Below are 24,812 nucleotides of genomic sequence, written 5' to 3'. Positions count from 1 at the left end.
CATGACGCAGATGATTTCTAAAACGCAGGCCCCGGTCAAACGCGCCGGACGCATCGATCCCATCGCCTTCTTCGAGCGCTTCGGGGTGTTGATTTTCATGATCCTGCTGCTGATCTTCTTCCAGTCGCAGAACAGTAACTTTTTCTCTGAACGCAACATTTTCAACATCCTGACCGAAGTCTCCATCTACGGGATCATGGCCGTGGGGATGACCTTCGTCATTCTGACCGCCGGGATCGACCTCTCCGTGGGCTCCATTCTGGCGGTGTGCGCCATGACCGCGGCGTACGTCATTAAGGGCGATAACTTCACCACCGTCGACCCGAACGCCTGGGGCGGCATGAGCTGGCTGATCGGGCTGGGGATTTGTCTGGCGATGGGCACGGCGATTGGCTTCCTGCACGGCCTGGGCGTCACCCGCCTGCGTCTGCCGCCGTTTATCGTCACCCTCGGCGGGATGACCATCTGGCGCGGCCTGACCCTGGTGATCAACGACGGCGCGCCGATTGCCGGTTTCGACCCTGGCTACCGCTGGTGGGGACGCGGGGAGTTGCTCGGCATCTCCATTCCGATCTGGATCTTCGCCATCGTCGCCGTCGGCGGCTATCTGGCGCTGCATAAAACCCGCTGGGGCCGCTTCGTCTACGCCATCGGCGGCAACCCGGAGGCGGCGCGCCTGGCAGGGGTGAACGTCAAGCGCGTGCTCGTCAGCGTCTACGTGCTGATCGGCTGTCTGGCCGGGCTGGCGGGCTTCATCCTGAGCGCGCGTCTGGGGAGCGCCGAGGCGGTGGCCGGGATCTCCTTTGAGCTGCGCGTCATCGCCTCGGTGGTGATTGGCGGTACCTCGCTGATGGGCGGCTACGGGCGCATCGGCGGCACCATTATCGGCTCCATCATCATGGGTATTCTGATTAACGGTCTGGTGCTGATGAACGTCTCGGCTTACTACCAGCAGATTATCACCGGGTTAATTATCGTTCTGGCGGTGGCGTTTGATACCTACGCCAAGAGCCGTCGCGGCGCACTGTGAGGATCGTGATGAAAGAGGTTCGTATTGGATTGATTGGCACCGGGTATATCGGCAAGGCGCACGCTATCGCCTATGCCCAGGCCCCGACGGTGTTCAACCTGCGCGGCAGGCTGGTGCGCGAGATGGTGGCGGAAGTCACGCCGGAGCTGGCGGCAGAGCGCGCGCAGGCGTTTGGCTTTAACCGTTCAACGGGAGACTGGCGGGCACTGGTGGCCGACCCGGCCATTGACGTGGTGGATATTTGCTCACCCAACCACCTGCATAAAGAGATGGCGCTGGAGGCGATCCGCCACGGCAAACACGTCTACTCGGAGAAGCCTCTGGCGCTCAACGCCCATGATGCGCGCGAGATGGTCGACGCCGCGAAGCGGGCCGGGGTGAAAACGCTGGTGGGGTTCAACTACATGAAGAACCCGACGGCGCAGCTGGCGAAGGAGATTATCGCCCGCGGCGAGATTGGCGAGGTGATCCACTTCTACGGCACCCACAACGAAGACTATATGGCCGACCCGCTGTCGCCCATCCACTGGCACTGCTTTAAAGAGACCGCCGGGCTGGGCGCGCTGGGCGACCTCGCGGCGCATATCGTCAATATGGCTCAGTACCTGGTGGGCGATATCGAGCAGGTCTGCGGCGATCTGAAGATCGTGGTCCCGGCGCGCCCGGCGAAGGCCGGATCGTCAGAGATGATTGCGGTGGAAAACGAGGATCAGGCCCACGCGATGGTGCGCTTCGCGGGCGGGGCGCAGGGTGTCATTGAAACCTCCCGCGTCGCCTGCGGCCGCAAGATGGGGCTCTCGTACGTGATCACCGGGACGAAGGGCGCCATCAGCTTCACTCAGGAGCGCATGGCGGAGCTAAAGCTCTATCTGCATGACGATCCGGTGAACCGTCAGGGGTTCCGCACGCTGCTCGTCGGCCCGGCGCACCCGGACTACGCCGCGTTCTGCATGGGCGCAGGCCACGGAATTGGCTTTAACGATCAAAAAACGGTGGAGGTGCGCGATCTGGTGGACGGGATTGCCGCCGACGCGCCGATGTGGCCGGACTTCGAAGAGGGCTGGAAGGTGTCGCGCGTGCTGGACGCGATTGCGCTCTCGCACCGGGAAGGCCGCTGGCTGAACGTGAACGACATTGTCTGATGAGGTATCAACGTGGAAAAGCAGTTTGATGTGATATGCATGGGCCGCGTGGCGGTAGACCTCTATAGTCAGCAGATTGGTGCCCGCCTGGAGGACGTGTCGAGCTTCGCCAAATACCTTGGCGGATCCTCCGGCAACGTGGCGTACGGCACCGCGCGCCAGGGCCTGCGCTCGTCGATGCTGGCGCGCGTCGGCGATGAACATATGGGCCGCTTCCTGCGCGAAGAGCTCAACCAGGTAGGCTGCGATACCAGCCATCTGATTACCGATAAAGAGCGCCTCACGGCGCTGGTGCTACTCGGCATTAAAGACCGGGACACCTTTCCTCTGATTTTTTATCGCGATAACTGCGCGGATATGGCGATTACCGCCAGCGATGTGGACGAAAGCTACATTGCCTCGGCACGTTGTCTTGCCATCACCGGGACCCATCTTTCTCATCCGCAGACCCGCGAGGCGGTGCTGACGGCGCTGGGCTATGCCCGCCGTCACGGCGTGCGCACGGTGCTGGACATCGACTACCGTCCGGTGCTGTGGGGGCTCACCTCCTTAGGCGACGGCGAAACGCGCTTTATCGCCGCCGACCAGGTCACCCGCGAGCTGCAGGAGGTACTGCACCTTTTCGACGTCATTGTCGGCACCGAAGAGGAGTTCCACATTGCGGGCGGCAGCACGGATACCCTGCAGGCGCTGGGGCAGGTGCGCGACGTGAGTCACGCAACGCTGGTCTGCAAGCGCGGCGCGCTGGGCTGCTCGGTCTATACCGACGCCATTCCGTCCCGGCTGGACGACGGCCTGACGGTGACCGGCGTGCGCGTGGAGGTGCTGAACGTTCTCGGGGCGGGGGACGCGTTTATGTCCGGCCTGCTGCGCGGCTACCTGAACGACGAGGGCTGGGAGCAGGCGTGCCGCTACGCCAATGCCTGCGGCGCGCTGGTGGTCTCGCGCCACGGCTGCGCCCCGGCGATGCCGAGCAAAATCGAGCTGGATGACTATCTCTCCCGCGCTGCGGTTGTGCCGCGCCCGGATCTTGACCCGCGTCTTAATCATCTGCACCGGGTCACCACGCGCCGCCGCGAGTGGCCGGAGCTGTGCGTGATGGCCTTCGATCACCGCAGCCAGCTTGAGGATATGGCGATGCAGTGCGGTGCGTCGCTTAAGCGCATTCCGGCGCTGAAGCAGCTGATCCTGCAGGCCAGCCGCGAGGCGGCGAGCCGCGCCGGGCTGGAGGGCAAAGCCGGCCTGCTGTGCGACGGCACCTTTGGTCAGGACGCGCTGAACGCGATCACCGGGGAAGGGTGGTGGATTGGTCGCCCCATTGAGCTGCCGGGCTCCCGGCCGCTGGAGATGGAGCACGGCAATATCGGCACCCAGCTTATCAGCTGGCCGCAGGAGCACGTGGTGAAGTGCCTGGTCTTCTTCCACCCGGAAGACGCCCACGGCCTGCGCCTGGAGCAGGAGCAGAAAATCGCTGAGGTGTACCACGCCTGCTGCCGGTCCGGGCACGAGCTGCTGCTGGAGGTGATCCTGCCCGCCAGCATGCCGCGCAGCGACGAGCTCTACCTGCGCGCCATTTCCCGCTTCTACAACCTGGGCATTTACCCGGACTGGTGGAAGCTGCCGCCGCTTTCCGCCGACGGCTGGACGGCGCTCGGCGAGATTATCGAACGCCGGGACCCGCACTGCCGCGGGGTGGTGATCCTCGGTCTGGACGCTCCGGCGGAACAGCTGCGCGCGGGCTTCAAGGCCGCAGCGGGGCAGCCGCTGGTTAAAGGCTTCGCCGTGGGGCGCACGCTGTTTGGCGACGCCTCCCGCGCGTGGCTGAAGCACGATATTGACGATGCGCAGCTGGTAGCGCGCATCCGGGACAACTACCTGCAGCTTATCGCCTGGTGGCGCGAGCGCGGACACGCATAATGGAGATAACAATGAATGTGCAATTAGGCATTAACCCGCTGACGTGGACGAACGACGATCTGCCTTCCCTCGGCGCGGAAACCTCGCTGGAGACCTGCCTGAGCGAAGGGAAAGAGGCCGGTTTTGCTGGTTTCGAGCTGGGCAACAAATTCCCGCGCGAAGCGCGCCTGCTTGGCCCGATTTTGCAGCGCCACGACCTGCAGCTGGTCTCCGGCTGGTACTCCGGCCGCCTGCTGGAGCGCAGCGTGGAGGCGGAGATCGCCGCCGTGCAGCCGCACCTGACGCTGCTGCGCGAGCTGGGGGCGAAGGTGCTGGTCTTTGCGGAAGTGAGCGGCTGCATTCACGGCGAGCAGCAGACCCCGGTGCATCTGCGTCCGCGCTTCCCTCAGGCGCGCTGGAAGGAGTACGGCGAGAAGCTCACCGAATTTGCCCGCTACACGCAGCAGCAGGGAGTCCAGATTGCTTACCATCATCATATGGGCACGGTGATTGAGTCCGCCGACGACGTGGACAACCTGATGACCCACACCGGAGAGGCGGTGGGACTGCTGCTGGACACCGGTCACCTGACCTTTGCCGGGGCCGATCCGCTGGCGGTGGCGCAGCGCTGGGCGTCGCGCATCAACCACGTTCACTGCAAAGACGTGCGCGCCGACGTGCTGGCGGACGTGAAAAACCGCAAAACCAGCTTCCTCGATGCGGTGCTGAGCGGCGTGTTTACCGTGCCGGGCGACGGCTGCGTCGATTACCCGCCGATCATGAGTCTGCTGAAGGCGCAGGACTATCGCGGCTGGCTGGTGGTGGAGGCCGAGCAGGATCCGGCGATTGCCCATCCGCTGACCTACGCTCGTCTGGGGTATAACAACCTGAGCCGCCTGGCGCGCGACGCCGGGCTTATTTGAGGAGGTGACATGTCACGTCTGTTATCACGCTGGCAGCAGCCGAACGCGGAGGGGCGCACTCAGTCCGTCACCCCGGAACGCGCAGGGTGGGGGTACGTCGGGTTTGAGGCGTATGAGCTGCAGGAGGGGCAGACGCTGACGCTGCCCGCCGTCAGGGAAGAACGCTGCCTGGTGCTGGTCGCCGGGCGCGCCTCTATCACCACTCCTTCCGCGCAGTTTAACGATATCGGCGAGCGGATGAGCCCCTTCGAGCGCATCAAACCGTGGGCGGTATACGTCACCCCGCAGGAGACGGTGCAGGTGAAGGCGCTGACGGCGCTGGAGCTGGCGGTCTGCGCCGCGCCGGGCAAGGGCTCGTACCCGACGCGGCTGATTGCCCCGCAGGATATCGACGCTGAAGCGCGCGGCAAGGGGCACAACCAGCGCTACGTGCACAACATCCTGCCGGAAGACAAGCCCGCCGACAGCCTGCTGGTGGTGGAGGTCTGGACTAACGAGGGCTGTACCAGCTCGTACCCGAGCCACAAGCATGACACGGATAACCCGCCGCAGGAGACCTACCTGGAGGAGACCTACTATCATCGCCTCAACCCGGAGCAGGGGTTCTGCATGCAGCGCGTCTACACTGACGACAGAACGCTGGATGAGTGTATGGCGGTCTACAACCGTGACGTGGTGATGGTGCCGAAGGGGTATCACCCGGTGGCGACGATAGCGGGGTATGACAGCTACTACCTCAACGTGATGGCCGGTCCGGTGCGCAAATGGATGTTCACCTGGGAAGAGGACCACGCGTGGATTAATCGCGATTATCCCGCAGAGAGGGGGGGCTGAGACGGCCTTTCTTGTCGGGAGGCGCTGCGCTTACCCGGCCTACGAAATCGTAGGTTCGTGCAAGCGTAGCGCCGCCGGGCGAATTGTCCTCAGTGCGTCCGCCTCGCCTGCTCAATCGTCCGGGCGATGGCCTCCGGCTGACTCACCATCGACACGTGGCTCGCGGCCACCTCGGTGGTTTTCGCATGTATCGCCTTCGCCATCGCACGTTCCAGGTCGGGGTTGATCATCCGGTCATGCTTGCTGACCACAAACCAGCTCGGTTTATCATGCCACGCCGCGTGAGTCACCTTTTCACCAAACGCATCGGCTTTAATCGGCCCCTGCGTGGCCGCGATAGCGTTTTGTTCACCCGGCTTCACGTCAGGCGCGAAGTCCTTCCTGACGGCTTCCGTCGGCAGGTATAAATAGCCGTCCGCCGTTTTAGCGATGCCCGCGCTGCCCGGCGGCGGAGGGAAGCTACCTGCCAGATCCGCTGTCGACTGGCCGGAATCCGGCGCGAACGCCGCCACATAGACCAGCGATTTTACCCGTGCATCGTTGCCCGCCTCGCTAATCACGGTGCCGCCCCAGGAGTGGCCTACCAGCACCACGTCGCCGTGCGCCCGGGCGATGGCCCGTTTTGTGGCGGCAACATCATCCTTAAGCGAGGTGAGCGGGAGCTGGACGGCAATGACCTCTGCGTGTTGTTTCTGCAGAAGGGTTATCACCTTATTCCAGCTGCTCCCGTCGGCAAACGCGCCGTGCACCAGCACGACGCTGGTTTTATTTTCCGCGAAGGCGCTGGCAGAAAGCGCCAGCAGGCCCGCCGTCAGTACAGACAGTGCTTTCATGATCAGACTCCTTAAAAATGGTGGATCGCCGCGTGGGGCGGGACGGTGAATTCAATGGTTTTGTGGTCGAGCGGCTTGTGCGTCGGGTCAGCCAGGATGATCGTTACCTTGTGCTTGCCGGCGGGCAGCCCCACAAGGATCACCGGCTCGCCGCTGGCGTCAGCCCAGTGCCACGGCGCGCCGTCCACCACCACGTGAATGTGCCCGATGCGCGGGGTCACCTTGAGCGCCTCGGGGCCGAATACCGGCTCGATGCGCAGGTTTTCGGCCCGGTACTGGATAAACACCGCGCCTTTGCTCAGTGGCCCGGCAAGCGGCGGATCGACGATCAGTTTTGCAGGCGGTTGCGGCTGCGCCAGCGGGGCAACGGCGGCGGGGCCGTTAACGTCCGCGGCGCTCAGGTTGTCCAGCGGCGTGGCCTGGGCATGTGTTACAGAGGCCAGGACGAACAGGGGTAAAATTGCGTAACGACGAATCATGGTTCTCTCCTCATCAGTTCTGAATGACGACAGGGAAAGAAAACCATTTTTATGTATCGGAGATATTTGCCGGAGGGGGCGTTTTGTACCCGTTTGTCAGCGCGTCGCGCGGGATACAGTGCGATACAGTTTGCCTACCGGGATGGCGCACGATCGCTATCGACAGCCTGGCAATCACCAGCGTTAACCCCGTCGACACTCCCATTGCACCCGCGATCCCCAGCGTTTTGTTCAGCCACGCATAGGCAAACGGTGCGGCTGCGGCCATCAGCTGGCCCGGGATAAGCAGCATACCCGTGCGGCGGGCATAGCTTTCCGTGCTAAACAGCTCCAGTGGCAGCGTGGCTTTTACTATGGTGACCAGCCCGTTGATGGCACCGTAGCCCAGCACAAACCCGGCCGCGCACCAGACAAACAGGGTGCTGCTTATTCCCACAAGAAAACACAGCGGCATGGCGAGGGCGGTGAAGAGCGTGAGTTTGAAGGGGGTTAAGCGGCCGCCTGCCAGCACCTCCAGCGAGCGCGCGCCCGTCTGGCCGATCCCCCACAGCATGCCGATGGCGACCGGAAGGCCAAAGTGGGCAATAAACTCCGGCAGATGGGTGGAGGTGCCGTTAGAGACAAAGGTGATAAGGGCGATGAAGGCCGCATAAAGCCAGGCGTTACGCCGCTCGTTGCGCAGGGGCGGCGCGATGGCCTTTGTGTTTTCCGTCAGCCGCTGCCGGGGAAGCGTGCGGATCAGCACTGCGCTCAGCAGGCCAAGCAGGGCATAAATGCGTAACGCGTCCTGCCAGCTCATGATGTGAAGCAGGCCATCGCCCAGCGGCCAGAAGACGGCAGACGCCAGCCCGCCCATCAGCGTAATACGTGAGATCGTCCCGCGTGCCTGCTGACCATATAGATTAACCAGCGCGGCGAACAGTGCGTCATACAGCGACAGACGCATCCCGATGCCGCACAGTAGCCAGGCGCCGTACCAGCCAGACAGCGTCCGGGTATACGCCATACCGGCGCAGCTTGCGGCGATCAGCAGCGTTCCGACCATCACCACTTTCTGCCCGCCAAAGCGTGCCAGCAGGCGGGCGACAAAAGGGGAGACCGCCGCCATCACCAGCATCGCCAGCGTCAGGCCGAGGTAAATCTGCGACGCTGACCATCCCCGGTCGGCTGAAATGGCCCGCGCAAAGGTGCCGGGCAGATAAAACGAGATCCCCCAGTTGATAAGCTGATTACATCCGGCAGTAAGGGCAAGGCGACGAGGCAGGGCAGGTGTTTCCATTGTTTTTCATTCCGTTATGCAGTTGTCCTGAGCATAGCGAGCGCGGTATTGTGCTGGCAGGCCTGCAACCTTATGCGCTGTATAAGAGAAACTTTGAATGACGACGCTTAACCTTGGCTATCTCGCGACGTTCCGTCTGGTGATCCAGCGCGGCAGCTTTTCGGCGGCGGCGGATCTGCTGGGCATTTCCCAGCCCGCCGTTAGTCTGCAAATACGTCAGCTGGAGCAGTTTCTGCAAACGCGGCTGGTGGAGCGTACCGGGCGGGGCATTAAGGCCACAGCGGCCGGAGAGTCACTGCTGGTGCACGGAGAGCGCATTCAGCAGGTTGTGGACGAAACCCTGCGGTCCGTGAGCGCGTTCAGCCACGATGTCAGCGGGACCATTACCCTTGGCACGGGGGCGACGGCCTGTATCCATCTTCTGCCGCCCCTGCTGGAGCAGCTGCGCCGCGACTATCCGCTCCTGCGGGTGGGCGTAACAACGGGCAACACCCTCGACATCGTCAGGGCCATCGAAGAGAACCGTCTCGATATGGGGCTGTTGACGCTGCCGGTCAGCGGCAGAGCGCTGGACGTTATGCCGGTGATGGACGAGGAGTTTGTTTTTATCGCGTCGCGGGAACAGCAGGATGCTTTCAGGGAGTTAACCCCGGAGGCGCTCCATGCTCAGCCGCTGATCGCCTTTGAGTCTGGCAGCGGTACCCGGGCGCTCATTGATGGCTGGTTTGCGGCCAATGGGTTAGCGATCGCGCCGGTGATGCAGCTTGGCAGCATTGAGGCGATTAAGCGTATGGTTCGAGTGGGGCTCGGCTACAGTATCGTTCCGCGAATGGCGGTTGAGCATGATGCTGACCGTGAAGGGCTCTGCGTCATGTCGCTCACGCCCGTGCTGCAGCGACAGCTCGCCATCGTGATGCGGCAGGACAAGATCCTCAGCAAAGGGATCGCGGGGATTATTCGGCTGGTGCAAAACCCATCGCAGGGCTAGCGGTCAGCGGCGTCGACGTTCAGGCTGGACTGCTGCGACTGGATTTTGTCCTGATGGTGATACCAGGCGCCGATGGAAGAGTAAACGAAGCGGCCAAAGAAAAACAGAAAGCTGATGAGCAGTATAATGCGGGTCATCCGGGTGTTAAAACGGTGTCGTTTGCGCATACGCGTGGCCTGACTCACTCTTCTTTTTCCTGGGCATGCCCTTCTGGGCGACGGGGATATTAAGGCACAGCGGAAAGAGAGGGTCAATTCCGTCATGTGTAAATAACCGTCAACGTTTACATTAATTATTGTTATTGAAATTAATATTTGCATTTACCATATTGATAATATGAAGAAAATTATTTCAAAAAAAAGCGGTGCAAAGCTTATTTGCGTAAAATAGTTTGATTTATGTCAACGGATTCCCGGCCCTGATATTTAAAATCCCTCCTCCATACCGTTCGCCCCGCACGTCGCCGGGCTGCGCCAGGTCAGGTTGGATGCCTGTCATTATTTTCCTTCTGGAGAAAAAGGGGTTTAACCGGGCATCTATGAACATTTTTGCTTTCCTGAAAAAGAATCAACACCGCTGGTGGGTATTGCCGCTTATTTTACCGGTGGTTTTACTTCCCGTACTGAGCGTGGCGAATACGTTCACGCACCTGGGCGACGGGATAGCGGCACTTTATTATTTACCGCTCTCGTTTTTGCTTTCGCTGATGATGTTTTTTGGTCTGGAAGCCCTTCCCGGGATCGTGTTGTCGCTGTTTATCCGCTATTACCCGTCGGTCGGGATGTTTGAAACCGTCGCCGGCGTGCTCCATTTTATTGTCCCTATAGTGCTTAGCTGGGGCGGCTACCGGGTGTTTGCGCCCAGACGCAATATGACGGCGTATGGCGACGTACGGTTGATGGCGCAGCGCATCTTCTGGCAGGCCTTCTGCCCCGCGACGCTGTTTCTGCTGTTGTTCCAGTTTGCGGTGTATCTGGGCGTGTATGAGAGTCGCCAGAGCCTGGCAGGGCTTAACCCCCTCAACATTCGCACGCTGATCAACTATCAGGCCTTGCTGGTCAGCGGTCTGACGGGCGTGCCGTTAAGTTATCTGCTGATCCGTCTGATTCGTCATCCGCGCTATCTCAAAAGCCTCATCTCGCAGATCCGTACCCAGATAGACAAAAAGGTGACGCGCGCTGAGTTTCTGATTTGGGCCATTGCGCTTGCCGGGCTGCTTTCGCTCCTGCTGCTGCCGATGAATGAAAACAGTTCGATTTTCACCACTAACTACACCCTGTCGCTGCTGATGCCGGTGATGCTCTGGGGGGCGATGCGCTTTGGCTATAAGCTGATTTCGCTTATCTGGATCCCGATACTGCTGGTGTCTATTCACTATTTTTACCGCTATATCCCCGTGAACCAGGGGTACGACATTCAGCTGGCAATCACCTCTTCCAGCTATCTGGTCTTCTCGTTTGTGGTGATTTACATGTCGATGCTGGCGACCCGGCAGCGGGCGGTGAACAAACGCTCCCGCAGGCTGGCGCTGCTCGACCCGGTTCTGCATATGCCTAACCTGCGGGCGCTTTCGCGAGATCTGGCAAAAAACCCGTGGTCGGCGCTCTGTTTACTCCGCGTTCCGGAGCTTGAAATTCTGGGCCGTAACTATGGCGTGTTACTGCGCATTCAGTACAAACAGCAGCTGGCGCAATGGGTTAACGGCACGCTCCAGCCCAATGAGCAGGTCTATCACCTGACGGGCTGTGACATGGCGGTTCGCCTAAATGCCGAATCGCACCAGCAGCGGATTGAAACCCTGGACGAGCACATCAAGCAGTTCCGCTTTGTCTGGGACGGCATGCCGCTGCAGCCGCAGGTGGGGGTGAGCTACTGCTATGTGCGTTCGCCGGTTAACCACCTCTATCTGGTGCTGGGTGAGCTGGGGGTGGTGGCCGATCTGTCGCTCTCCTCTAACCACCCGGAAAATCTTCAGCAGCGCGGCGCCGTCCATCTGCAGCGCAGCCTGAAGGATAAAGTCGTGGTGATGAGTCGCCTGCAGCGTGCGCTGGATAACAACGCATTCACGCTGCTCGTTCAGCCCGTACGCGGCCTGCGTGGCGATAGGTATCATGAGGTCTTGCTGCGGATGACTGATGCAAACGGGCTGTTGATCTCCCCTGAACAATTCCTGCCGATAGCCCAGGAGTTTGGCCTCTCTTCGCGGGTGGATTTGTGGGTGCTGGAGCATACGCTGCGCTTCCTCGCCGCGCATCGCGAACGGCTGCCCGGCCAGCGCTTTGCCATTAATCTGGCCCCTTCAACGGTGTGTCGGGTGCAGTTCCCGCTTGAGGTGAGTCGCCTGCTGGCGAAATATGCCATTGAGCCGTGGCAGCTGATCTTTGAAGTGACGGAGTGCAGCACCTTCTGCAACGCGGAGCAGGGGCTCCACATCCTTCGGCAGCTGCAGAAAATGGGGGTACGCATTGCGATCGATGATTTTGGTACCGGCTATGCGAGCTATGCGCGGCTGAAAAGCGTGGATGCGGACATTCTCAAAATCGACGGCGATTTCATCCGCAATATCGTCAACAACAGTCTGGATTACCAGATTGTGGCCTCTATCTGTCATCTGGCTCGCATGAAGAAGATGCTGGTGGTGGCGGAATATGTCGAGACCGAAGAGATACGTAGCGCGGTGCACGCGCTAGGCATTGATTATGTGCAGGGCTATCTGATTGGCAGACCGGCACCGCTTGAGTCACTGCTGGAAGCAGAGGCGTCCACGGCGGACGCCTGAGCCGTTACGCGGCGACGTCGGCGCTATCTTCCTCGATTTTGAGCATCCAGCCGGTGACCGCTTCCCAGTACTGCTGCTCTTTTTCCAGGTCCAGCAGGACCAGCGCGTTCTGGCTGAACCAGTCGTGCGGGAAGCTCAGCGTCCAGTGGTGATCGTCGGTTTTCAGCTTCAGCGTCGGCGGTGTGGTGGTGGCCTGACGCTGATTGTTCAGCAGCACGCCCAGGCGCAGCAGCTGAATAAGCGGCAGGAACTGCTTTTTCTTAAACAGCGTGAAGCGCGGCAGATCGTCGAGCTTGATGGCTTTACGGTGATAGCGCACCAGGGTCGCCATCATGGTTTGCTGCTCCTGATTGAAGCCGGGCAGATCGCTGTTTTGCAGAATATACGCTGAATGGCGGTGCATCCCGCTGTGGTTGATGTTCAGCCCTACCTCGTGCAGCATCGCGGCCCATTTCAGCAGCGCGGCAAGCTGCGGGTGCGCCAGCTTGGGGTTCTGCTCCTGCCACTGCTCGTACATCTGCACCGTGGTTTCCAGGACGCGCTTCGCCTGCTCGCGGTCGATGTTGTACTGGTTGGCCAGGCTCTGCGCGGTGCGGCTGCGAATGTCCTGATGGCGGAAGCGGCCCTCCATCTCATACAGCACCCCCTCACGCAGCGCGCCGTCGGAAAGGCGCAGCTCTTTAATCGCCAGGGCGTCAAACACGCCGCAGAGAATAGCCAGGCCCGGCACGAAGACTGCCTTACGCTCGTCGGAAAGCCCCGGCAGGCTTAGGGCGTCAAAACTTTTATGCTTCAGCACTTCTTCGGTCAGCAGGGTCAGGCGTTCAGGCGTGATAAAACCGTCTTTTTCACCCATCGCCAGCAGCACTTCATGCGCCGCCTTGATGGTGCCCGACGCGCCCAGCGCCACGTTCCAGCCCTGAATGCGGTACTGCCAGGCCAGATTCTCCAGCTTCTGGATCGCAGCCATTTTCGCCCGCTGGAAGTTTTCACGGGTAATGGTGCCGCCGGGGAAGTACATCTGCGCGAAGCTGACGCAGCCCATGCGACGGCTCTCCACCAGGCGCGGCTCAAAGTCTTCGCCGATCACCAGCTCCGTAGAACCACCGCCGATGTCGATCACCAGCTTGCGCCCTTTTTCCGGCTGGGTATGTTCAACGCCCATGAAAATCAGACGCGCCTCCTCGTTTCCGGAGATGATCTCAATCGGGTAGGGGATCACTTTTTCGGCCCGCTTGAGGAACTCCGGCGCGTTCAGCGCCTGGCGCAGCGTGTGGGTGCCCACGATGCAAACGCTGGAGGGCGAGAAGCCCTGCAGGCGTTCGGCAAACAGCGACAGGCAGTTTAAACCGCGCTCCATCGCCTCTTCGCTGAGCATGCTGCGCTCATCAAGCCCATCCGCCAGGTGTACGCGCTGCTTCAGACGACCGATGATCTGCAGCGCGCCATCCACCTCACGGGCGATGACCATGTGAAAACTGTTAGAGCCAAGATCGACCGCGGCGTATTCCTGCGGGCGTGGGGTCTTATCATTTATCGGCATAGGTTAATCGGGTTGCTCGAGTGATTTGATATAGTCGTAAATCGCCAGCTGTGACCGCACTTTACGGCGGTTGCCGCGCGGTACGTAGCGGTTACTGAGTTCTTTGTCGATATAGCGCGCCTTCACCGTATCGCTGAACAGGATCTCGATAATGTCGAGGATACGCTGTTTCAGACGCGGATCCAGCAGCGGCGTCGCGACTTCAATTCGATAGTCAATATTGCGCGTCATCCAGTCTGCCGAAGAGAGATAGACCTGCTTATCGCCCGCATTATCGAAAATATAGACCCTATCGTGCTCCAGGTAGCGGTCAACGATGCTGATAACGCGAATATTGTCGCTGATGCCTTCCAGTTCCGGAATAAGCGAGCACATGCCGCGGATCAGCAGGTTAACCGGCACGCCGGAGCTGGACGCCGCATACAGCCTGTCCACCAGCCCTTTATCGACCAGGTTGTTAAGCTTCAGCGTGATGCCGGACGACAAGCCTTTCTGGGCATTGGCGATCTCTTTATCGATCATATCGTACAGCAGGCGGCGCGAGTTCTGCGGTGAGACCAGCAGATAGTCGAAGCTCACCGGGCGGTACGGGTTTTCGATAAAGTTAAAGACCCGGCGCACTTCGTTGGTAATGCGGGCGTCAGCGGTTAAGAGCGAGTAGTCGGTATAAATCCGCGCAGTTTTTTCGTTAAAGTTCCCGGTGCCGATGTGGGCATAGCGCACCACGTCATCACCCTCTTTACGCGAGATCAGAAACAGTTTGGCGTGAATTTTCAGACCCGGCGCGGAGAAGATCACGTGCACGCCCGCTTCCGTCAGGCGGCGCGCCCAGTGAATGTTCGCCTCTTCGTCGAAGCGCGCCTGCAGCTCAACCACCACGGTGACTTTTTTGCCGTTGTGTGCCGCGTGGATCATCGCGTCGATGATGCGGGAATCTTTTGCCACGCGGTAGATGTTGATTTTGATCGCCAGCACGTTCGGGTCGAACGAGGCCTGACGCAGCAGCTCCAGCACGTGTTCAAAGGTGTGGTACGGGTAGTAGAGCAGCACGTCGCGCTCGCGGATAGCGTCGAATCCGTTGCGGAACTTATCGAACCAGATATGACGCAGGCGCGGCAGCGGTTTGTTCACCAGATTGGCTTTGCCAACGTTCGGGAAGCCAATGAAGTCTTTAAAGTTGTGGTAACGGCCCCCCGGCACAATGGAGTCATAGCGCGAAATGGTCAGCTTCTCACGCAGCATCTCCACCATGGCGTCCGGCATGTCGCGCTGATAGACAAAGCGCACCGGCTCAGCCGTCAGGCGCTGTTTCAGGCTGGAGGACATCAGCTCCATCAGGCTGGCCTCCATCTCGTGCACCAGGTCATATTCGGCGTCACGGGTCATCTTCATCGAGTAGGCGTTTAACGCATCGTAATCGAAGAAGCCTTTGAAAATGTCGTCCAGACAGTAGCGCAGGATGTTATCCAGCAGGATCATCGGCTTGCGTCTGCGCGGGGTTTCCGGCGGCAGGTTCACGAAGCGCGGCACCTTGTCGGACGGGATCTCCAGCAGGGCATAACGGATGGATTCACCGCGAATAATTTCCACCGCCAGGTAGGTGTAGTCATCCTTCAGGAATTGCACCAGATCGGTTTCGCGGTTGATGAGAATCGGGGTAATGTGCTGGCGCAGGTACTGTTTAAAGTAGTGGCGCAGCCAGTTTTGTTGGTTAACGGAAAGCTGACGTTCGTTAATCAGGAAGATTTGATTGCGCGCCATCTCCAGCAGCAGTTCGTTATACAGGCCGTCAAATTCCTGATCGGCTTTCAGCACGCGGGACTGGATTTTGCCCAGCAGATGCCGCGAGTGCGAGTTTAAGCCCTGTTCTTCGCTGATGATGATGCGTCTTTTCAGCTCGGCAAAGCGAACCTTGTAGAACTCATCCAGGTTGTTGGAATAAATGCCTAAAAAACGCATGCGTTCGATCAGCGGGTTACTTTTGTCTGCCGCTTCCTGGAGTACACGTTCGTTAAATGCTAACCAGCTTAGCTCTTTCTCGATATATAACTTTTCCTGACCCATTACAGCTCACACTCCAGTTCAATCACAGGACGTGGTAAATCCGTCTCGTCCTTATTATGGCGAGCATTTCCACGATATGTCCAACAGTGCCAGAAAAGTATGACAGTTATTTTTTTTGTTGAGGAATTTAGCGGGTTGGGGGAGGGAATATCGGGTAAGCGAAGCGCCACCCGACATAGCAAACTACTCTTCGGCCGCATAACCCTGCGGGGGCAACTTCACGCCGTCCAGCCAGGCTGCGCCGTCGCGCATCTCCAGACGCCCGTCGACAAACCAGCTTACCACCAGCGGGTAAATGGCGTGCTCCTGCGTCTGCACGCGTTCGGTCACGTCGTCTTCGTTGTCGCCGTCAAAGACCGGGACTTTCGCCTGCAGGATCACCGGGCCACCGTCCAGCTCGTCGGTCACGAAATGGACGGAGGTACCGTGCTCCTCGTCACCGTTTTCCAGCACCTGACGATGGGTATGCAGGCCGGGATATTTTGGCAGCAGGGAAGGGTGAATATTCAGCAGTCGACCGGCGTAGTGTTCGACGAAGGCCGGGCTCAGAATACGCATATAGCCCGCCAGCACCACAAGGTCGGGCGCGTAGGCGTCAATCTCCTGCACCAGCTCGCGGTCAAAGGCTTCACGTCCGGCGAACTGGCTGGCTTCCAGCGCGTGAGCGGGAATGTTCGCTTCCCGCGCGCGCTCAAGGCCGAACGCGTCGGCCTTGTTGCTGAAAACTGCCCGAATGGTGCCATTGATTTTCTTCTGTTTGCAGGCGTCTATGATGGCCTGCAAATTGCTTCCGTTGCCGGAAATAAGCACCACGATGTTTTTCATTCAATGACCACACGCTGTTCGGAATCGGAGGCTTTAATCGTACCGATTTTCCACGCGTTTTCACCTTTCTCGGTCAGCAGCTTAACCGCTTTATCCGCTTCGCTTGCCGGCAGGGCGATAACCATGCCCACGCCGCAGTTAAAGGTGCGGTACATTTCGTGAGAGCTCACGTTGCCTGCATTCTGCAGCCAGTTAAAGACGGCTGGCCACTGCCATGAGGATTCGTCGATCACCGCCTGGGTGTTGTCCGGCAGCACGCGCGGGATGTTTTCCCAGAAGCCGCCGCCGGTCAGGTGAGCAATAGCGTGAACGTCAACGTTCTCGATAAGCTCCAGCACGTTTTTCACGTAGATGCGGGTTGGGGCCAGCAGGTGGTCGGCCAGCGGTTTACCGTCCAGCTCGGTGGTCAGCGGATCGCAGCCGCTTACTTCGAGGATTTTACGCACCAGAGAGTAGCCGTTAGAGTGCGGGCCGCTGGAGGCCAGCGCGATCAGCACATCGCCATCGGCCACTTTGCTGCCGTCGATAATTTCTGATTTTTCTACTACGCCGACGCAGAAGCCCGCGACGTCATAATCTTCGCCGTGGTACATGCCCGGCATTTCAGCGGTTTCACCGCCCACCAGCGCACAGCCGGACTGCAGACAGCCTTCGGCGATACCGTTAATGACGCTGGCTGCGGTATCCACATCCAGTTTGCCGGTCGCGTAGTAATCGAGGAAGAACAGCGGCTCTGCGCCCTGAACCACCAGGTCGTTCACACACATCGCAACCAGATCGATACCGATCGTGTCGTGACGTTTTAAATCCATCGCCAGGCGCAGCTTGGTGCCTACGCCGTCAGTACCCGAGACCAGAACAGGTTCACGATATTTTTGCGGCAGCGCGCACAGTGCGCCGAATCCACCCAGACCACCCATCACTTCCGGGCGGCGGGTTTTCTTCACCACACCTTTGATTCGGTCAACCAGCGCATTACCTGCGTCAATATCAACACCGGCATCTTTGTAGCTGAGAGAAGTTTTGTTGGTCACGGCTTAAATCCCCACGCGATTGCATAGCTAGTAAGAAAAATCGGCGCAATTCTAACAGTCCAGGCAAACGTTTGCGAGCCTATTCTGGACGTGGGGATCTTTTTTTCTGTATAGCCCGTAAATGCAGCCAAACTTGACTCCGTTCACGAAAATGAAACCGGTTTCGGCGATCTGCTTGCAACGAATATCCCCTTTGCACATCATCGAACTGAAACCGGTTTCTGTAATTGTTTTTGCAGAAAATAACGCAGAATGAGGGAAAGCGAATGTCAGGATTCAAAGCAGATTTTCTGTGGGGTGGGGCCGTTGCGGCGCACCAGCTTGAGGGCGGCTGGAAAGAGGGCGGTAAGGGCGTAAGCGTTGCCGACGTCATGACCGCGGGCGCCCACGGCGTGCCGCGTGAAATCACCAACGGCGTGCTGGAGGGGAAAAACTACCCTAACCATGAGGCTATCGATTTCTACCACCGTTATAAAGAAGACATCAAACTCTTTGCCGAGATGGGGTTCAAATGCTTCCGTACCTCTATCGCCTGGACGCGTATCTTCCCGAAAGGCGACGAGCTGGAGCCGAACGAGGCGGGCCTGAAATTCTATGACGATCTGTTCGACGAATGCCTGAAGTACGGCATCGAACCGGTTATCACGCTTTCCCACTTTGAGATGCCGTTTCACCTGGTGACGGAATACGGCGGCTGGCGCAACCGTAAGCTGATCGACTTCTTCGTGCGTTTTGCAAAGGTCGTTTTTGAGCGTTACCAGCACAAGGTGAAGTACTGGATGACCTTTAACGAGATCAACAACCAGGCCAACTTCCACGAAGACTTTGCGCCATTTACCAACTCCGGGCTGAAGTACGCGCCGGGTGAAGACCGCGAGCCGGTGATGTTCCAGGCGGCGCACTACGAGCTGGTGGCCAGCGCCCTGGCGGTGAAGGCGGGGCGCGAGATTAACCCGTCGCTGCAGATCGGCTGCATGATTGCCATGTGCCCCATCTACCCGCTGACCTGTGCGCCGGACGACATGATGATGGCGATGAACGCCATGCACCGTCGCTACTGGTTTACCGACGTTCACGTGCGCGGCAAATATCCGCAGCATCTGCTCAACTACTTCGAGCGTCGCGGCTTCGCGCTGGATATCACCGAAGAAGATAAAGCCGCGCTGAAACAGGGCTGCGTGGATTACATCGGGTTCAGCTACTACATGTCTTTCGCCACCAAAGCGACGGCAGATAACCCGGCGCTGGACTACGACGAAAGCAAGAGCCTGGTCTCCAACCCGTACGTGCAGAAATCCGACTGGGGCTGGCAGATTGATCCGGTCGGGCTGCGCTACTCTCTGAACTGGTTCTGGGATCACTACCAGCTGCCGCTGTTTATCGTTGAGAACGGCTTTGGCGCGATCGACGTGCAGGAGAGCGACGGCACGGTGAACGACCAGTACCGCATCGATTACCTTTCCGCACACATCCGCGAGATGAAAAAAGCGGTGGTGGAAGACGGCGTGGATCTGATGGGCTATACCCCGTGGGGCTGTATCGACCTGGTGTCTGCCGGTACGGGCGAAATGAAAAAACGCTACGGTTTTATCTTTGTCGATAAAGATAACGAAGGTAACGGCACCCTGAACCGCAGCAAGAAGAAATCGTTCGACTGGTATAAGCAGGTGATTGCGAGCAACGGCGATAACCTCTAATTGTCGGGTGGCGCTAACGCTTACCCGACCTACAATACACGTAGGCCCGCGTAAGCGCAGCGCCACCGGGCAAGACCCCGCACCCAAGCCGGAGCCCAGCCTCCGGTTTTTTTGTTTTTGATTGATATACGTCAAGCAAGTTGGGTATGGCGCAATCCGAAAAAAGCGGTATAATCCCGCGATTTTTTTGCGGATGCCACCTCAGAGGAGAAAGAGAATGAAGATTGTGGAAGTGAAACACCCACTCGTTAAACACAAGTTGGGCCTGATGCGTGAGCATGACATCAGCACGAAGCGTTTTCGCGAACTGGCTTCTGAAGTGGGCAGCCTGCTGACCTACGAAGCAACCTCCGATCTGGAAACAGAAAAAGTGACCATCGAAGGCTGGAACGGCCCGGTGCAGGTTGAGCAGATCAAAGGTAAGAAAATTACCGTAGTGCCTATCCTGCGTGCCGGTCTTGGCATGATGGAAGGCGTGCTGGAGCACGTACCGAGCGCGCGCATTAGCGTGGTCGGTATCTACCGTAACGAAGAGACGCTGGAGCCGGTACCTTACTTCCAGAAGCTGGTCTCTAACATCGACGAGCGCATGGCGCTGGTGGTTGACCCAATGCTGGCGACCGGCGGTTCAATGATCGCCACCATCGATCTGCTGAAAAAAGCGGGCTGCAGCAGCATTAAGGTGCTGGTTCTGGTTGCTGCTCCGGAAGGGATCTCGGCGCTGGAAAAAGCGCACCCGGACGTTGAGCTGTACACCGCCTCTATCGACCAGGGGCTGAACGAGCACGGGTACATCATCCCGGGGCTCGGCGATGCCGGCGATAAGATCTTTGGTACGAAATAATCGAATAACGATAAATAAGCCGACTTTGATAGTCGGCTTTTTTTTGAATAAAAACCAACAATACTACACAGAGGAAAACACTATGACGCGCCGTGCTATCGGGGTGAGTGAAAGACCGCCGCTTTTACAGACTATCCCGCTTAGTTTGCAGCACCTGTTCGCTATGTTTGGCGCAACCGTGCTGGTGCCAATCCTGTTTCACATTAACCCGGCAACCGTGCTGCTGTTCAACGGCATCGGTACGCTGCTGTACCTCTTTATCTGTAAAGGCAAAATCCCGGCGTATCTGGGGTCGAGCTTTGCTTTTATCTCGCCGGTGCTGTTGCTGCTGCCGCTGGGTTATGAGGTCGCGCTGGGCGGCTTTATCATGTGTGGCGTGCTGTTCTGCCTGGTCTCCTTCATTGTGAAGAAAGCCGGTACCGGCTGGCTGGACGTGATGTTCCCGCCTGCGGCGATGGGCGCCATCGTTGCCGTTATCGGCCTGGAGCTGGCGGGCGTGGCGGCGAATATGGCCGGCCTGCTGCCTGCGGACGGCCAGTCACCGGACTCCAAAACCATTATCATCTCACTGGTGACGCTGGGCGTGACGGTATTTGGCTCCGTGCTGTTCCGCGGTTTTATGGCGATTATCCCGATCCTGATCGGCGTGCTGGCGGGCTACGCGCTCTCCTTCGTCATGGGCGTTGTGGATACCACCCCGATTGCCGAGGCGCACTGGTTCGCGCTGCCAACTTTCTACACCCCACGCTTTGAATGGTTCGCCATTTTCACCATTCTGCCTGCCGCGCTGGTGGTAATTGCGGAGCACGTTGGCCACCTGGTGGTGACGGCGAACATCGTGAAGCGCGACCTGATCCGCGACCCGGGTCTGCACCGCTCCATGTTTGCCAACGGTTTCTCCACCATCATCTCCGGTTTCTTCGGCTCCACGCCAAACACCACCTACGGTGAAAACATCGGCGTGATGGCGATTACCCGCGTCTACAGTACCTGGGTTATCGGCGGCGCGGCGATCATCGCCATTCTGCTCTCCTGCGTGGGCAAGCTGGCGGCAGCGATCCAGATCATTCCTGTGCCGGTGATGGGCGGCGTTTCTCTGCTGTTGTACGGCGTGATCGGTGCCTCCGGTATTCGCGTTCTGATTGAATCCAAAGTGGATTACAGCAAGGCGCAAAACCTGATCCTGACCTCCGTTATCCTGATCATCGGCGTGAGCGGCGCGAAGGTGCACATCGGTGCGGCCGAGCTGAAGGGCATGGCGCTGGCGACCATCGTGGGCGTGGGCCTGAGCCTGATTTTCAAGCTGATCTCGGTGATCCGTCCGGAAGAGGTGGTGCTGGACGCTGACGAAAGCGAAAAAGCCCCACACTGATCCATTAACTGGGCGAAGGATCGCCCGGTTCTCTCCTGGCGGGTTCCGTGTTAAACTCATCGCCGATTTTATGTAAGATCTCTGGTTGAGGTATTTCTGAACGGACCGGCACAGCTCTCTCTGCCACTCTATCTCCCTGACGACGAAACTTTTGCGAGTTTCTGGCCGGGTGATAACCCCTCTTTACTGGCTGCACTGCAAAACGTGCTGCGTCAGGATCACAGCGGATACATCTATATCTGGTCACGCGAAGGCGCGGGGCGCAGTCACCTGCTGCATGCGGCCTGTGCCGAGCTTTCGGCGCGCGGCGATGCGGTCGGCTACGTGCCGCTGGATAAACGTACCTGGTTTGTGCCTGAAGTGCTTGAGGGCATGGAACATCTCTCGCTGGTTTGCATCGATAATATCGAATGCGTGGCGGGGGACGAGCCGTGGGAAATGGCGATCTTTAACCTCTACAACCGCATTCTGGAGTCGGGCAAAACCCGGCTGCTGATCACCGGCGATCGTCCGCCGCGCCAGCTTAATCTTGGGCTGCCGGATCTGGCGTCTCGTCTGGACTGGGGACAAATCTACAAGCTCCAGCCGCTATCAGATGAAGATAAGCTGCAGGCGTTACAGCTGCGAGCAAAGCAGCGCGGCTTTGAGCTGCCGGAAGACGTGGGCCGTTTCCTGCTCAAGCGTCTGGACCGTGAGATGCGTACCCTGTTTGATACGCTCGATCAGCTCGATCGCGCCTCCATTACCGCCCAGCGCAAGCTGACCATTCCGTTTGTGAAAGATATTCTTAAGCTGTAGTTATGCCGGGTGGCGCCTGAGCCTTACCCGGCCTGCATATGGCGCCCGTAGGCCCGGTAAGCGCAGCGCCACCGGGCTAAAGATCCCCCAGCAAGTGCTCCACCAGCAGCGGAATCGGCCTTCCCGACGCCACGCTCCTGCCGTTCTCGCGCCACAGCGCCGTGCCGCTGATGTCCAGATGCGCCCACGGGATCGTCTGCGGACAAAAATGGTGCAGCAGCCACGCCGCCGACGCGCTGATTGCCGCGTTGTTGGTTGGCGTGTTGCACAGATCGGCAATCGCGCTGTCGGTCTGCTTTTTCAGCCGCGCGTCCAGCGGCAGGGACCACACTTCGTCACCGCTCCGTTTTCCCGCCTGCGTCAACGCGGCGCGCAGCGGTTCATCCTGCGTCATCAGCCCGCTCAGCTCATACCCCAGCGCTTTCACCACCGCACCGGTTAAGGTCGCCATATCAATGATATAGCGCGCCTGCGGATGGCGCTGGCTGGCCCAGGCGATGGCGTCCGCCAGCACCAGTCGGCCTTCGGCATCGGTGTTGTTGATTTCAACCGTCATGCCGTTGCAGGCCGTTGCTACCGAGCCGGGCTGCATGGCGTCCGGTCCGATGGCGTTTTCCGCCAGCGCCAGCACGCCCATGATGCGTACGGGCAGCGCCAGCTCTGCTACGGTCAGCATCAGCCCCAGCACGTTGGCCGCACCGCACATGTCGTATTTCATGGTGTACATGCCTGCGCCTTCCTTCAGCCACAGGCCGCCGGTATCGAAGGTAATGCCTTTACCTACGTAGCAGCGCACCGGGCCGTCAGAAACGCCGTCGTAATGAATAGCCAGCAGACGTGGCGGGCAGGTCGCCCCTTTGCCGACGGCGTTCAGCAGCCCAAGACCCTGCTCAACAATAGCCTTTTCGTTCAGTACCTCGCAGCGCAGGGCAGGGTAGGCGGCACACAGTTTTTGCGCCTCTTCGACCATAAACTGCGGCGTACAGCGATCGGACGGTATATCCGCCAGGCGACGCGCTGCGACCATGCCGTGAGCGATGGCCTGCTGCTGGCGGAAAATTGTTTCCAGCTTTGCCTGCTGTTCCGGCAGGCAGAGGGCGGTGATGTGCTTAATACGAACGCACTCACTGGTTTTTTTCAGCTGTAAATCGCTCAGCCTGTGCGCCTGATTAAAGAGAAAACGCAGCACCTGCGCCAGCACCACCTCGTCGATATCCGTCACGTCCAGCACGATATCTGCGCTGACGGGAGAGGCAAACAGCGGTCGCAGGGCGGCAAGCAGGCCTTCAGTGAGCGCGTCATGCCAGAGCGCATCCGGCAGCAGGGTGATGCGCGCAAAGGGCGCGCAGCCAAAGCGGGTGTCCGCGATGCCGTCAGAGTCACGCATTTCCGCAACAAGCGCGGTTTGCGGCAACTGCGCACAGGAGACGCGGGTGATTAAATGGCTTCGCGGCTTCGCGTCAGAAAGCGCGGTGATAAACTGATACGCGATCATCATGACTCCTCAATCGGTGCGCGGATCCGCGCGGCGTAGGCCTGCATCCACTCTTCGTCCACGGCGTGATAGTGCGTTTTCTCCCGCTGGCGCTCGGTACGAAAAACGGTGAGGGGCTGACGGGCCGTCGCCACCACAAACGAGAAGGTTTTGATGTTAGTGGCGGCGCCAAATTCGCCCCTGTTGTTCATGCACACCACGGAGAGATCGCCCACGCGACCGAAGCGCGACATCAGCTTGTCTTCCAGCTCGAACACCACGGAGTCTGCCGCCTGCTGCGGCGTCATACCCTGCGCCATGCGACGAACGATTTCGTAGCTCGTGCAGCCCTTCATCAGATCTTCACCGACGCCCGTAGCGGTGGCCGCGCCGGTTTCGCTGTCGCAGTAAAAGCCGGAGCCGATAATCGGCGAATCCCCAATGCGGCCGCGTTTTTTCATAAAGAGGCCGCTGGTGGAGGTGGCAACGCTCATCGACCCCTGCTTATCGAGGCCGATAATGCCGACGGTGTCGTGTCCGTCGTACGGGCTTAAGCCCTTATCCAGCGTCTCGCGGCAGCGTTTGCGGTAGTGCTGCATAGCCCGTTCGGTGAGCATGCTTTTGTCAGCAAAGCCCTGACTTAGCGCCCATTCACGCGCGCCCTGGCCGACCAGCAGGCTGTTGTAGCGCTGGCGGCTGAGCGCGTGCGCCACGCGCACCGGGTTGGCGATATCCACCAGGTTCCCCACGGCACCGAACGCCAGCGTGTCGCCGTCCATGAATGCCGCGTCCAGCTCGACTTCGCCGTTTTCGGTCGGCAGCCCGCCGTAGCCGACGGATTTATAAAACGGAAAGTCTTCGACGGCGGCGACGGCATCAACCACCGCCGTAGCGACCGGTTTTCCCGCCGCCAGGGCAGACGCAGATTCCGTTACCCCTTCAAGCGCCATTCGCCAGGTTGCGATAATTCCCCACATG

21 protein-coding genes are annotated in these 24,812 nt (G+C 59.4%); 11 read left to right on the top strand and 10 right to left on the bottom strand.

The genetic code is table 11. The annotated features are described in order from the left end of the window. Position 1: 1 nt before the first annotated feature. Genes DG357_RS16800 through iolB form a run of 5 tightly spaced genes read left to right on the top strand, consistent with a single transcriptional unit; the run spans position 2 to position 5,825 of the window. Positions 2 to 1,030 carry an ABC transporter permease gene (locus tag DG357_RS16800; RefSeq protein WP_028014045.1) on the top strand — a complete coding sequence of 343 codons (1,029 nt, stop codon included), beginning with the start codon at positions 2 to 4 and terminating at the stop codon, positions 1,028 to 1,030. Positions 1,031 to 1,038: 8 nt separating this feature from the next. After that, positions 1,039 to 2,172: a Gfo/Idh/MocA family protein gene (locus tag DG357_RS16795; protein ID WP_088204557.1), complete on the top strand. Its 1,134-nt coding sequence runs from the start codon at positions 1,039 to 1,041 to the stop codon at positions 2,170 to 2,172. Between the two features lie 12 nt (positions 2,173 to 2,184). Then, on the top strand, positions 2,185 to 4,089 hold the full coding sequence (locus DG357_RS16790) for a bifunctional 5-dehydro-2-deoxygluconokinase/5-dehydro-2-deoxyphosphogluconate aldolase (protein ID WP_108780342.1): 1,905 nt from the start codon (positions 2,185 to 2,187) through the stop codon (positions 4,087 to 4,089). A gap of 11 nt (positions 4,090 to 4,100) precedes the next feature. Beyond that, positions 4,101 to 4,991 carry a myo-inosose-2 dehydratase gene (gene iolE / locus DG357_RS16785; RefSeq protein ID WP_088204559.1) on the top strand — a complete coding sequence of 297 codons (891 nt, stop codon included), beginning with the start codon at positions 4,101 to 4,103 and terminating at the stop codon, positions 4,989 to 4,991. A 9-nt stretch (positions 4,992 to 5,000) separates the two neighbouring features. After that, positions 5,001 to 5,825 (top strand): 5-deoxy-glucuronate isomerase, encoded by an 825-nt coding sequence (iolB, locus tag DG357_RS16780; protein WP_088204560.1) that lies wholly within the window; start codon positions 5,001 to 5,003, stop codon positions 5,823 to 5,825. A gap of 89 nt (positions 5,826 to 5,914) precedes the next feature. On the opposite strand, the gene DG357_RS16775 is transcribed toward iolB, so the two are convergent. From DG357_RS16775 to DG357_RS16765, 3 genes are read right to left on the bottom strand one after another with little or no spacing between them, the layout of a single operon-like run. Beyond that, positions 5,915 to 6,658 (bottom strand): alpha/beta fold hydrolase, encoded by a 744-nt coding sequence (locus tag DG357_RS16775; protein ID WP_049136743.1) that lies wholly within the window; start codon positions 6,656 to 6,658, stop codon positions 5,915 to 5,917. An 11-nt stretch (positions 6,659 to 6,669) separates the two neighbouring features. Further along, positions 6,670 to 7,137 (bottom strand): DUF6130 family protein, encoded by a 468-nt coding sequence (locus DG357_RS16770; protein ID WP_088204561.1) that lies wholly within the window; start codon positions 7,135 to 7,137, stop codon positions 6,670 to 6,672. A gap of 49 nt (positions 7,138 to 7,186) precedes the next feature. Further along, positions 7,187 to 8,416: an MFS transporter gene (locus tag DG357_RS16765; protein ID WP_088204562.1), complete on the bottom strand. Its 1,230-nt coding sequence runs from the start codon at positions 8,414 to 8,416 to the stop codon at positions 7,187 to 7,189. Between the two features lie 97 nt (positions 8,417 to 8,513). Here DG357_RS16765 and DG357_RS16760 point away from each other — a divergent pair, with 97 nt between their 5' ends. Further along, positions 8,514 to 9,404, top strand: a complete 891-nt coding sequence (locus DG357_RS16760; protein ID WP_088204563.1) for a LysR family transcriptional regulator — start codon at positions 8,514 to 8,516, stop codon at positions 9,402 to 9,404. Here DG357_RS16760 and DG357_RS16755 read toward each other — a convergent pair. Continuing rightward, on the bottom strand, positions 9,401 to 9,571 hold the full coding sequence (locus tag DG357_RS16755) for a YfgG family protein (protein ID WP_023337595.1): 171 nt from the start codon (positions 9,569 to 9,571) through the stop codon (positions 9,401 to 9,403). The genes DG357_RS16760 and DG357_RS16755 overlap by 4 nt on opposite strands. A gap of 371 nt (positions 9,572 to 9,942) precedes the next feature. Between DG357_RS16755 and DG357_RS16750 the strand changes: the two genes are divergently transcribed. Then, complete coding sequence (locus tag DG357_RS16750; RefSeq protein WP_088204564.1) at positions 9,943 to 12,183, top strand: EAL domain-containing protein; 2,241 nt, start codon at positions 9,943 to 9,945, stop codon at positions 12,181 to 12,183. A 4-nt stretch (positions 12,184 to 12,187) separates the two neighbouring features. Here the strand turns inward: DG357_RS16750 and ppx are convergent, their stop codons facing one another. The 4 genes from ppx to purM form a co-directional block, all read right to left on the bottom strand. Beyond that, complete coding sequence (gene ppx / locus DG357_RS16745) at positions 12,188 to 13,726, bottom strand: exopolyphosphatase (protein ID WP_028014034.1); 1,539 nt, start codon at positions 13,724 to 13,726, stop codon at positions 12,188 to 12,190. 3 nt (positions 13,727 to 13,729) lie between these two features. Further along, a complete protein-coding gene (gene ppk1 / locus DG357_RS16740) occupies positions 13,730 to 15,790 on the bottom strand; it encodes a polyphosphate kinase 1 (RefSeq protein ID WP_028014033.1) in 2,061 nt (686 codons plus the stop codon). Positions 15,791 to 15,973: 183 nt separating this feature from the next. After that, on the bottom strand, positions 15,974 to 16,615 hold the full coding sequence (purN, locus tag DG357_RS16735; RefSeq protein WP_028014032.1) for a phosphoribosylglycinamide formyltransferase: 642 nt from the start codon (positions 16,613 to 16,615) through the stop codon (positions 15,974 to 15,976). Next, positions 16,612 to 17,649 (bottom strand): phosphoribosylformylglycinamidine cyclo-ligase, encoded by a 1,038-nt coding sequence (purM, locus tag DG357_RS16730; RefSeq protein WP_041908759.1) that lies wholly within the window; start codon positions 17,647 to 17,649, stop codon positions 16,612 to 16,614. The genes purN and purM overlap by 4 nt, the downstream gene beginning before the upstream one ends. 266 nt (positions 17,650 to 17,915) lie before the next feature. On the opposite strand from purM, the gene DG357_RS16725 reads away from it, so the two are divergent. From DG357_RS16725 to DG357_RS16705, 4 genes are all read left to right on the top strand, one after another. Beyond that, the gene (locus DG357_RS16725; protein ID WP_041908761.1) at positions 17,916 to 19,346 is read left to right on the top strand and encodes a 6-phospho-beta-glucosidase; all 1,431 of its coding nucleotides are present in this window, start codon (positions 17,916 to 17,918) and stop codon (positions 19,344 to 19,346) included. A gap of 217 nt (positions 19,347 to 19,563) precedes the next feature. Next, positions 19,564 to 20,190 carry a uracil phosphoribosyltransferase gene (gene upp, locus DG357_RS16715; RefSeq protein ID WP_088204565.1) on the top strand — a complete coding sequence of 209 codons (627 nt, stop codon included), beginning with the start codon at positions 19,564 to 19,566 and terminating at the stop codon, positions 20,188 to 20,190. Between the two features lie 82 nt (positions 20,191 to 20,272). Next, a complete protein-coding gene (uraA, locus tag DG357_RS16710) occupies positions 20,273 to 21,562 on the top strand; it encodes a uracil permease (protein WP_017692944.1) in 1,290 nt (429 codons plus the stop codon). 96 nt (positions 21,563 to 21,658) lie between these two features. Further along, on the top strand, positions 21,659 to 22,360 hold the full coding sequence (locus tag DG357_RS16705; RefSeq protein ID WP_211438414.1) for a DnaA inactivator Hda: 702 nt from the start codon (positions 21,659 to 21,661) through the stop codon (positions 22,358 to 22,360). Positions 22,361 to 22,436: 76 nt separating this feature from the next. Here the strand turns inward: DG357_RS16705 and DG357_RS16700 are convergent, their stop codons facing one another. Next, on the bottom strand, positions 22,437 to 23,855 hold the full coding sequence (locus DG357_RS16700; RefSeq protein WP_108780340.1) for a leucyl aminopeptidase family protein: 1,419 nt from the start codon (positions 23,853 to 23,855) through the stop codon (positions 22,437 to 22,439). Then, positions 23,855 to 24,811 (bottom strand): N(4)-(beta-N-acetylglucosaminyl)-L-asparaginase, encoded by a 957-nt coding sequence (locus DG357_RS16695; protein ID WP_045631012.1) that lies wholly within the window; start codon positions 24,809 to 24,811, stop codon positions 23,855 to 23,857. The genes DG357_RS16700 and DG357_RS16695 overlap by 1 nt, the downstream gene beginning before the upstream one ends. Position 24,812 lies beyond the last annotated feature (1 nt).

The organism is Enterobacter bugandensis (genome assembly GCF_900324475.1).
GTDB classification, from domain to species: Bacteria; Pseudomonadota; Gammaproteobacteria; order Enterobacterales; family Enterobacteriaceae; genus Enterobacter; species Enterobacter bugandensis.
The sequence above is the reverse complement of the archived record's forward strand: the minus strand, read 5'-3'. Positions and strand labels throughout refer to the sequence as shown.

Excerpts from the sequence above, each read along its gene's own strand:
- DG357_RS16800 (WP_028014045.1), top strand. The coding sequence starts at position 2 with ATGACGCAGATGATTTCTAAAACGCAGGCCCCGGTCAAACGCGCCGGA.
- DG357_RS16795 (WP_088204557.1), top strand. The coding sequence starts at position 1,039 with ATGAAAGAGGTTCGTATTGGATTGATTGGCACCGGGTATATCGGCAAG.
- iolE (WP_088204559.1), top strand. The coding sequence starts at position 4,101 with ATGAATGTGCAATTAGGCATTAACCCGCTGACGTGGACGAACGACGAT.
- iolB (WP_088204560.1), top strand. The coding sequence starts at position 5,001 with ATGTCACGTCTGTTATCACGCTGGCAGCAGCCGAACGCGGAGGGGCGC.
- DG357_RS16775 (WP_049136743.1), bottom strand. The coding sequence starts at position 6,658 with ATGAAAGCACTGTCTGTACTGACGGCGGGCCTGCTGGCGCTTTCTGCC.
- DG357_RS16770 (WP_088204561.1), bottom strand. The coding sequence starts at position 7,137 with ATGATTCGTCGTTACGCAATTTTACCCCTGTTCGTCCTGGCCTCTGTA.
- DG357_RS16765 (WP_088204562.1), bottom strand. The coding sequence starts at position 8,416 with ATGGAAACACCTGCCCTGCCTCGTCGCCTTGCCCTTACTGCCGGATGT.
- DG357_RS16760 (WP_088204563.1), top strand. The coding sequence starts at position 8,514 with ATGACGACGCTTAACCTTGGCTATCTCGCGACGTTCCGTCTGGTGATC.
- DG357_RS16755 (WP_023337595.1), bottom strand. The coding sequence starts at position 9,571 with ATGCGCAAACGACACCGTTTTAACACCCGGATGACCCGCATTATACTG.
- DG357_RS16750 (WP_088204564.1), top strand. The coding sequence starts at position 9,943 with ATGAACATTTTTGCTTTCCTGAAAAAGAATCAACACCGCTGGTGGGTA.
- ppx (WP_028014034.1), bottom strand. The coding sequence starts at position 13,726 with ATGCCGATAAATGATAAGACCCCACGCCCGCAGGAATACGCCGCGGTC.
- ppk1 (WP_028014033.1), bottom strand. The coding sequence starts at position 15,790 with ATGGGTCAGGAAAAGTTATATATCGAGAAAGAGCTAAGCTGGTTAGCA.
- purN (WP_028014032.1), bottom strand. The coding sequence starts at position 16,615 with ATGAAAAACATCGTGGTGCTTATTTCCGGCAACGGAAGCAATTTGCAG.
- DG357_RS16725 (WP_041908761.1), top strand. The coding sequence starts at position 17,916 with ATGTCAGGATTCAAAGCAGATTTTCTGTGGGGTGGGGCCGTTGCGGCG.
- upp (WP_088204565.1), top strand. The coding sequence starts at position 19,564 with ATGAAGATTGTGGAAGTGAAACACCCACTCGTTAAACACAAGTTGGGC.
- uraA (WP_017692944.1), top strand. The coding sequence starts at position 20,273 with ATGACGCGCCGTGCTATCGGGGTGAGTGAAAGACCGCCGCTTTTACAG.
- DG357_RS16700 (WP_108780340.1), bottom strand. The coding sequence starts at position 23,855 with ATGATCGCGTATCAGTTTATCACCGCGCTTTCTGACGCGAAGCCGCGA.
- DG357_RS16695 (WP_045631012.1), bottom strand. The coding sequence starts at position 24,811 with ATGTGGGGAATTATCGCAACCTGGCGAATGGCGCTTGAAGGGGTAACG.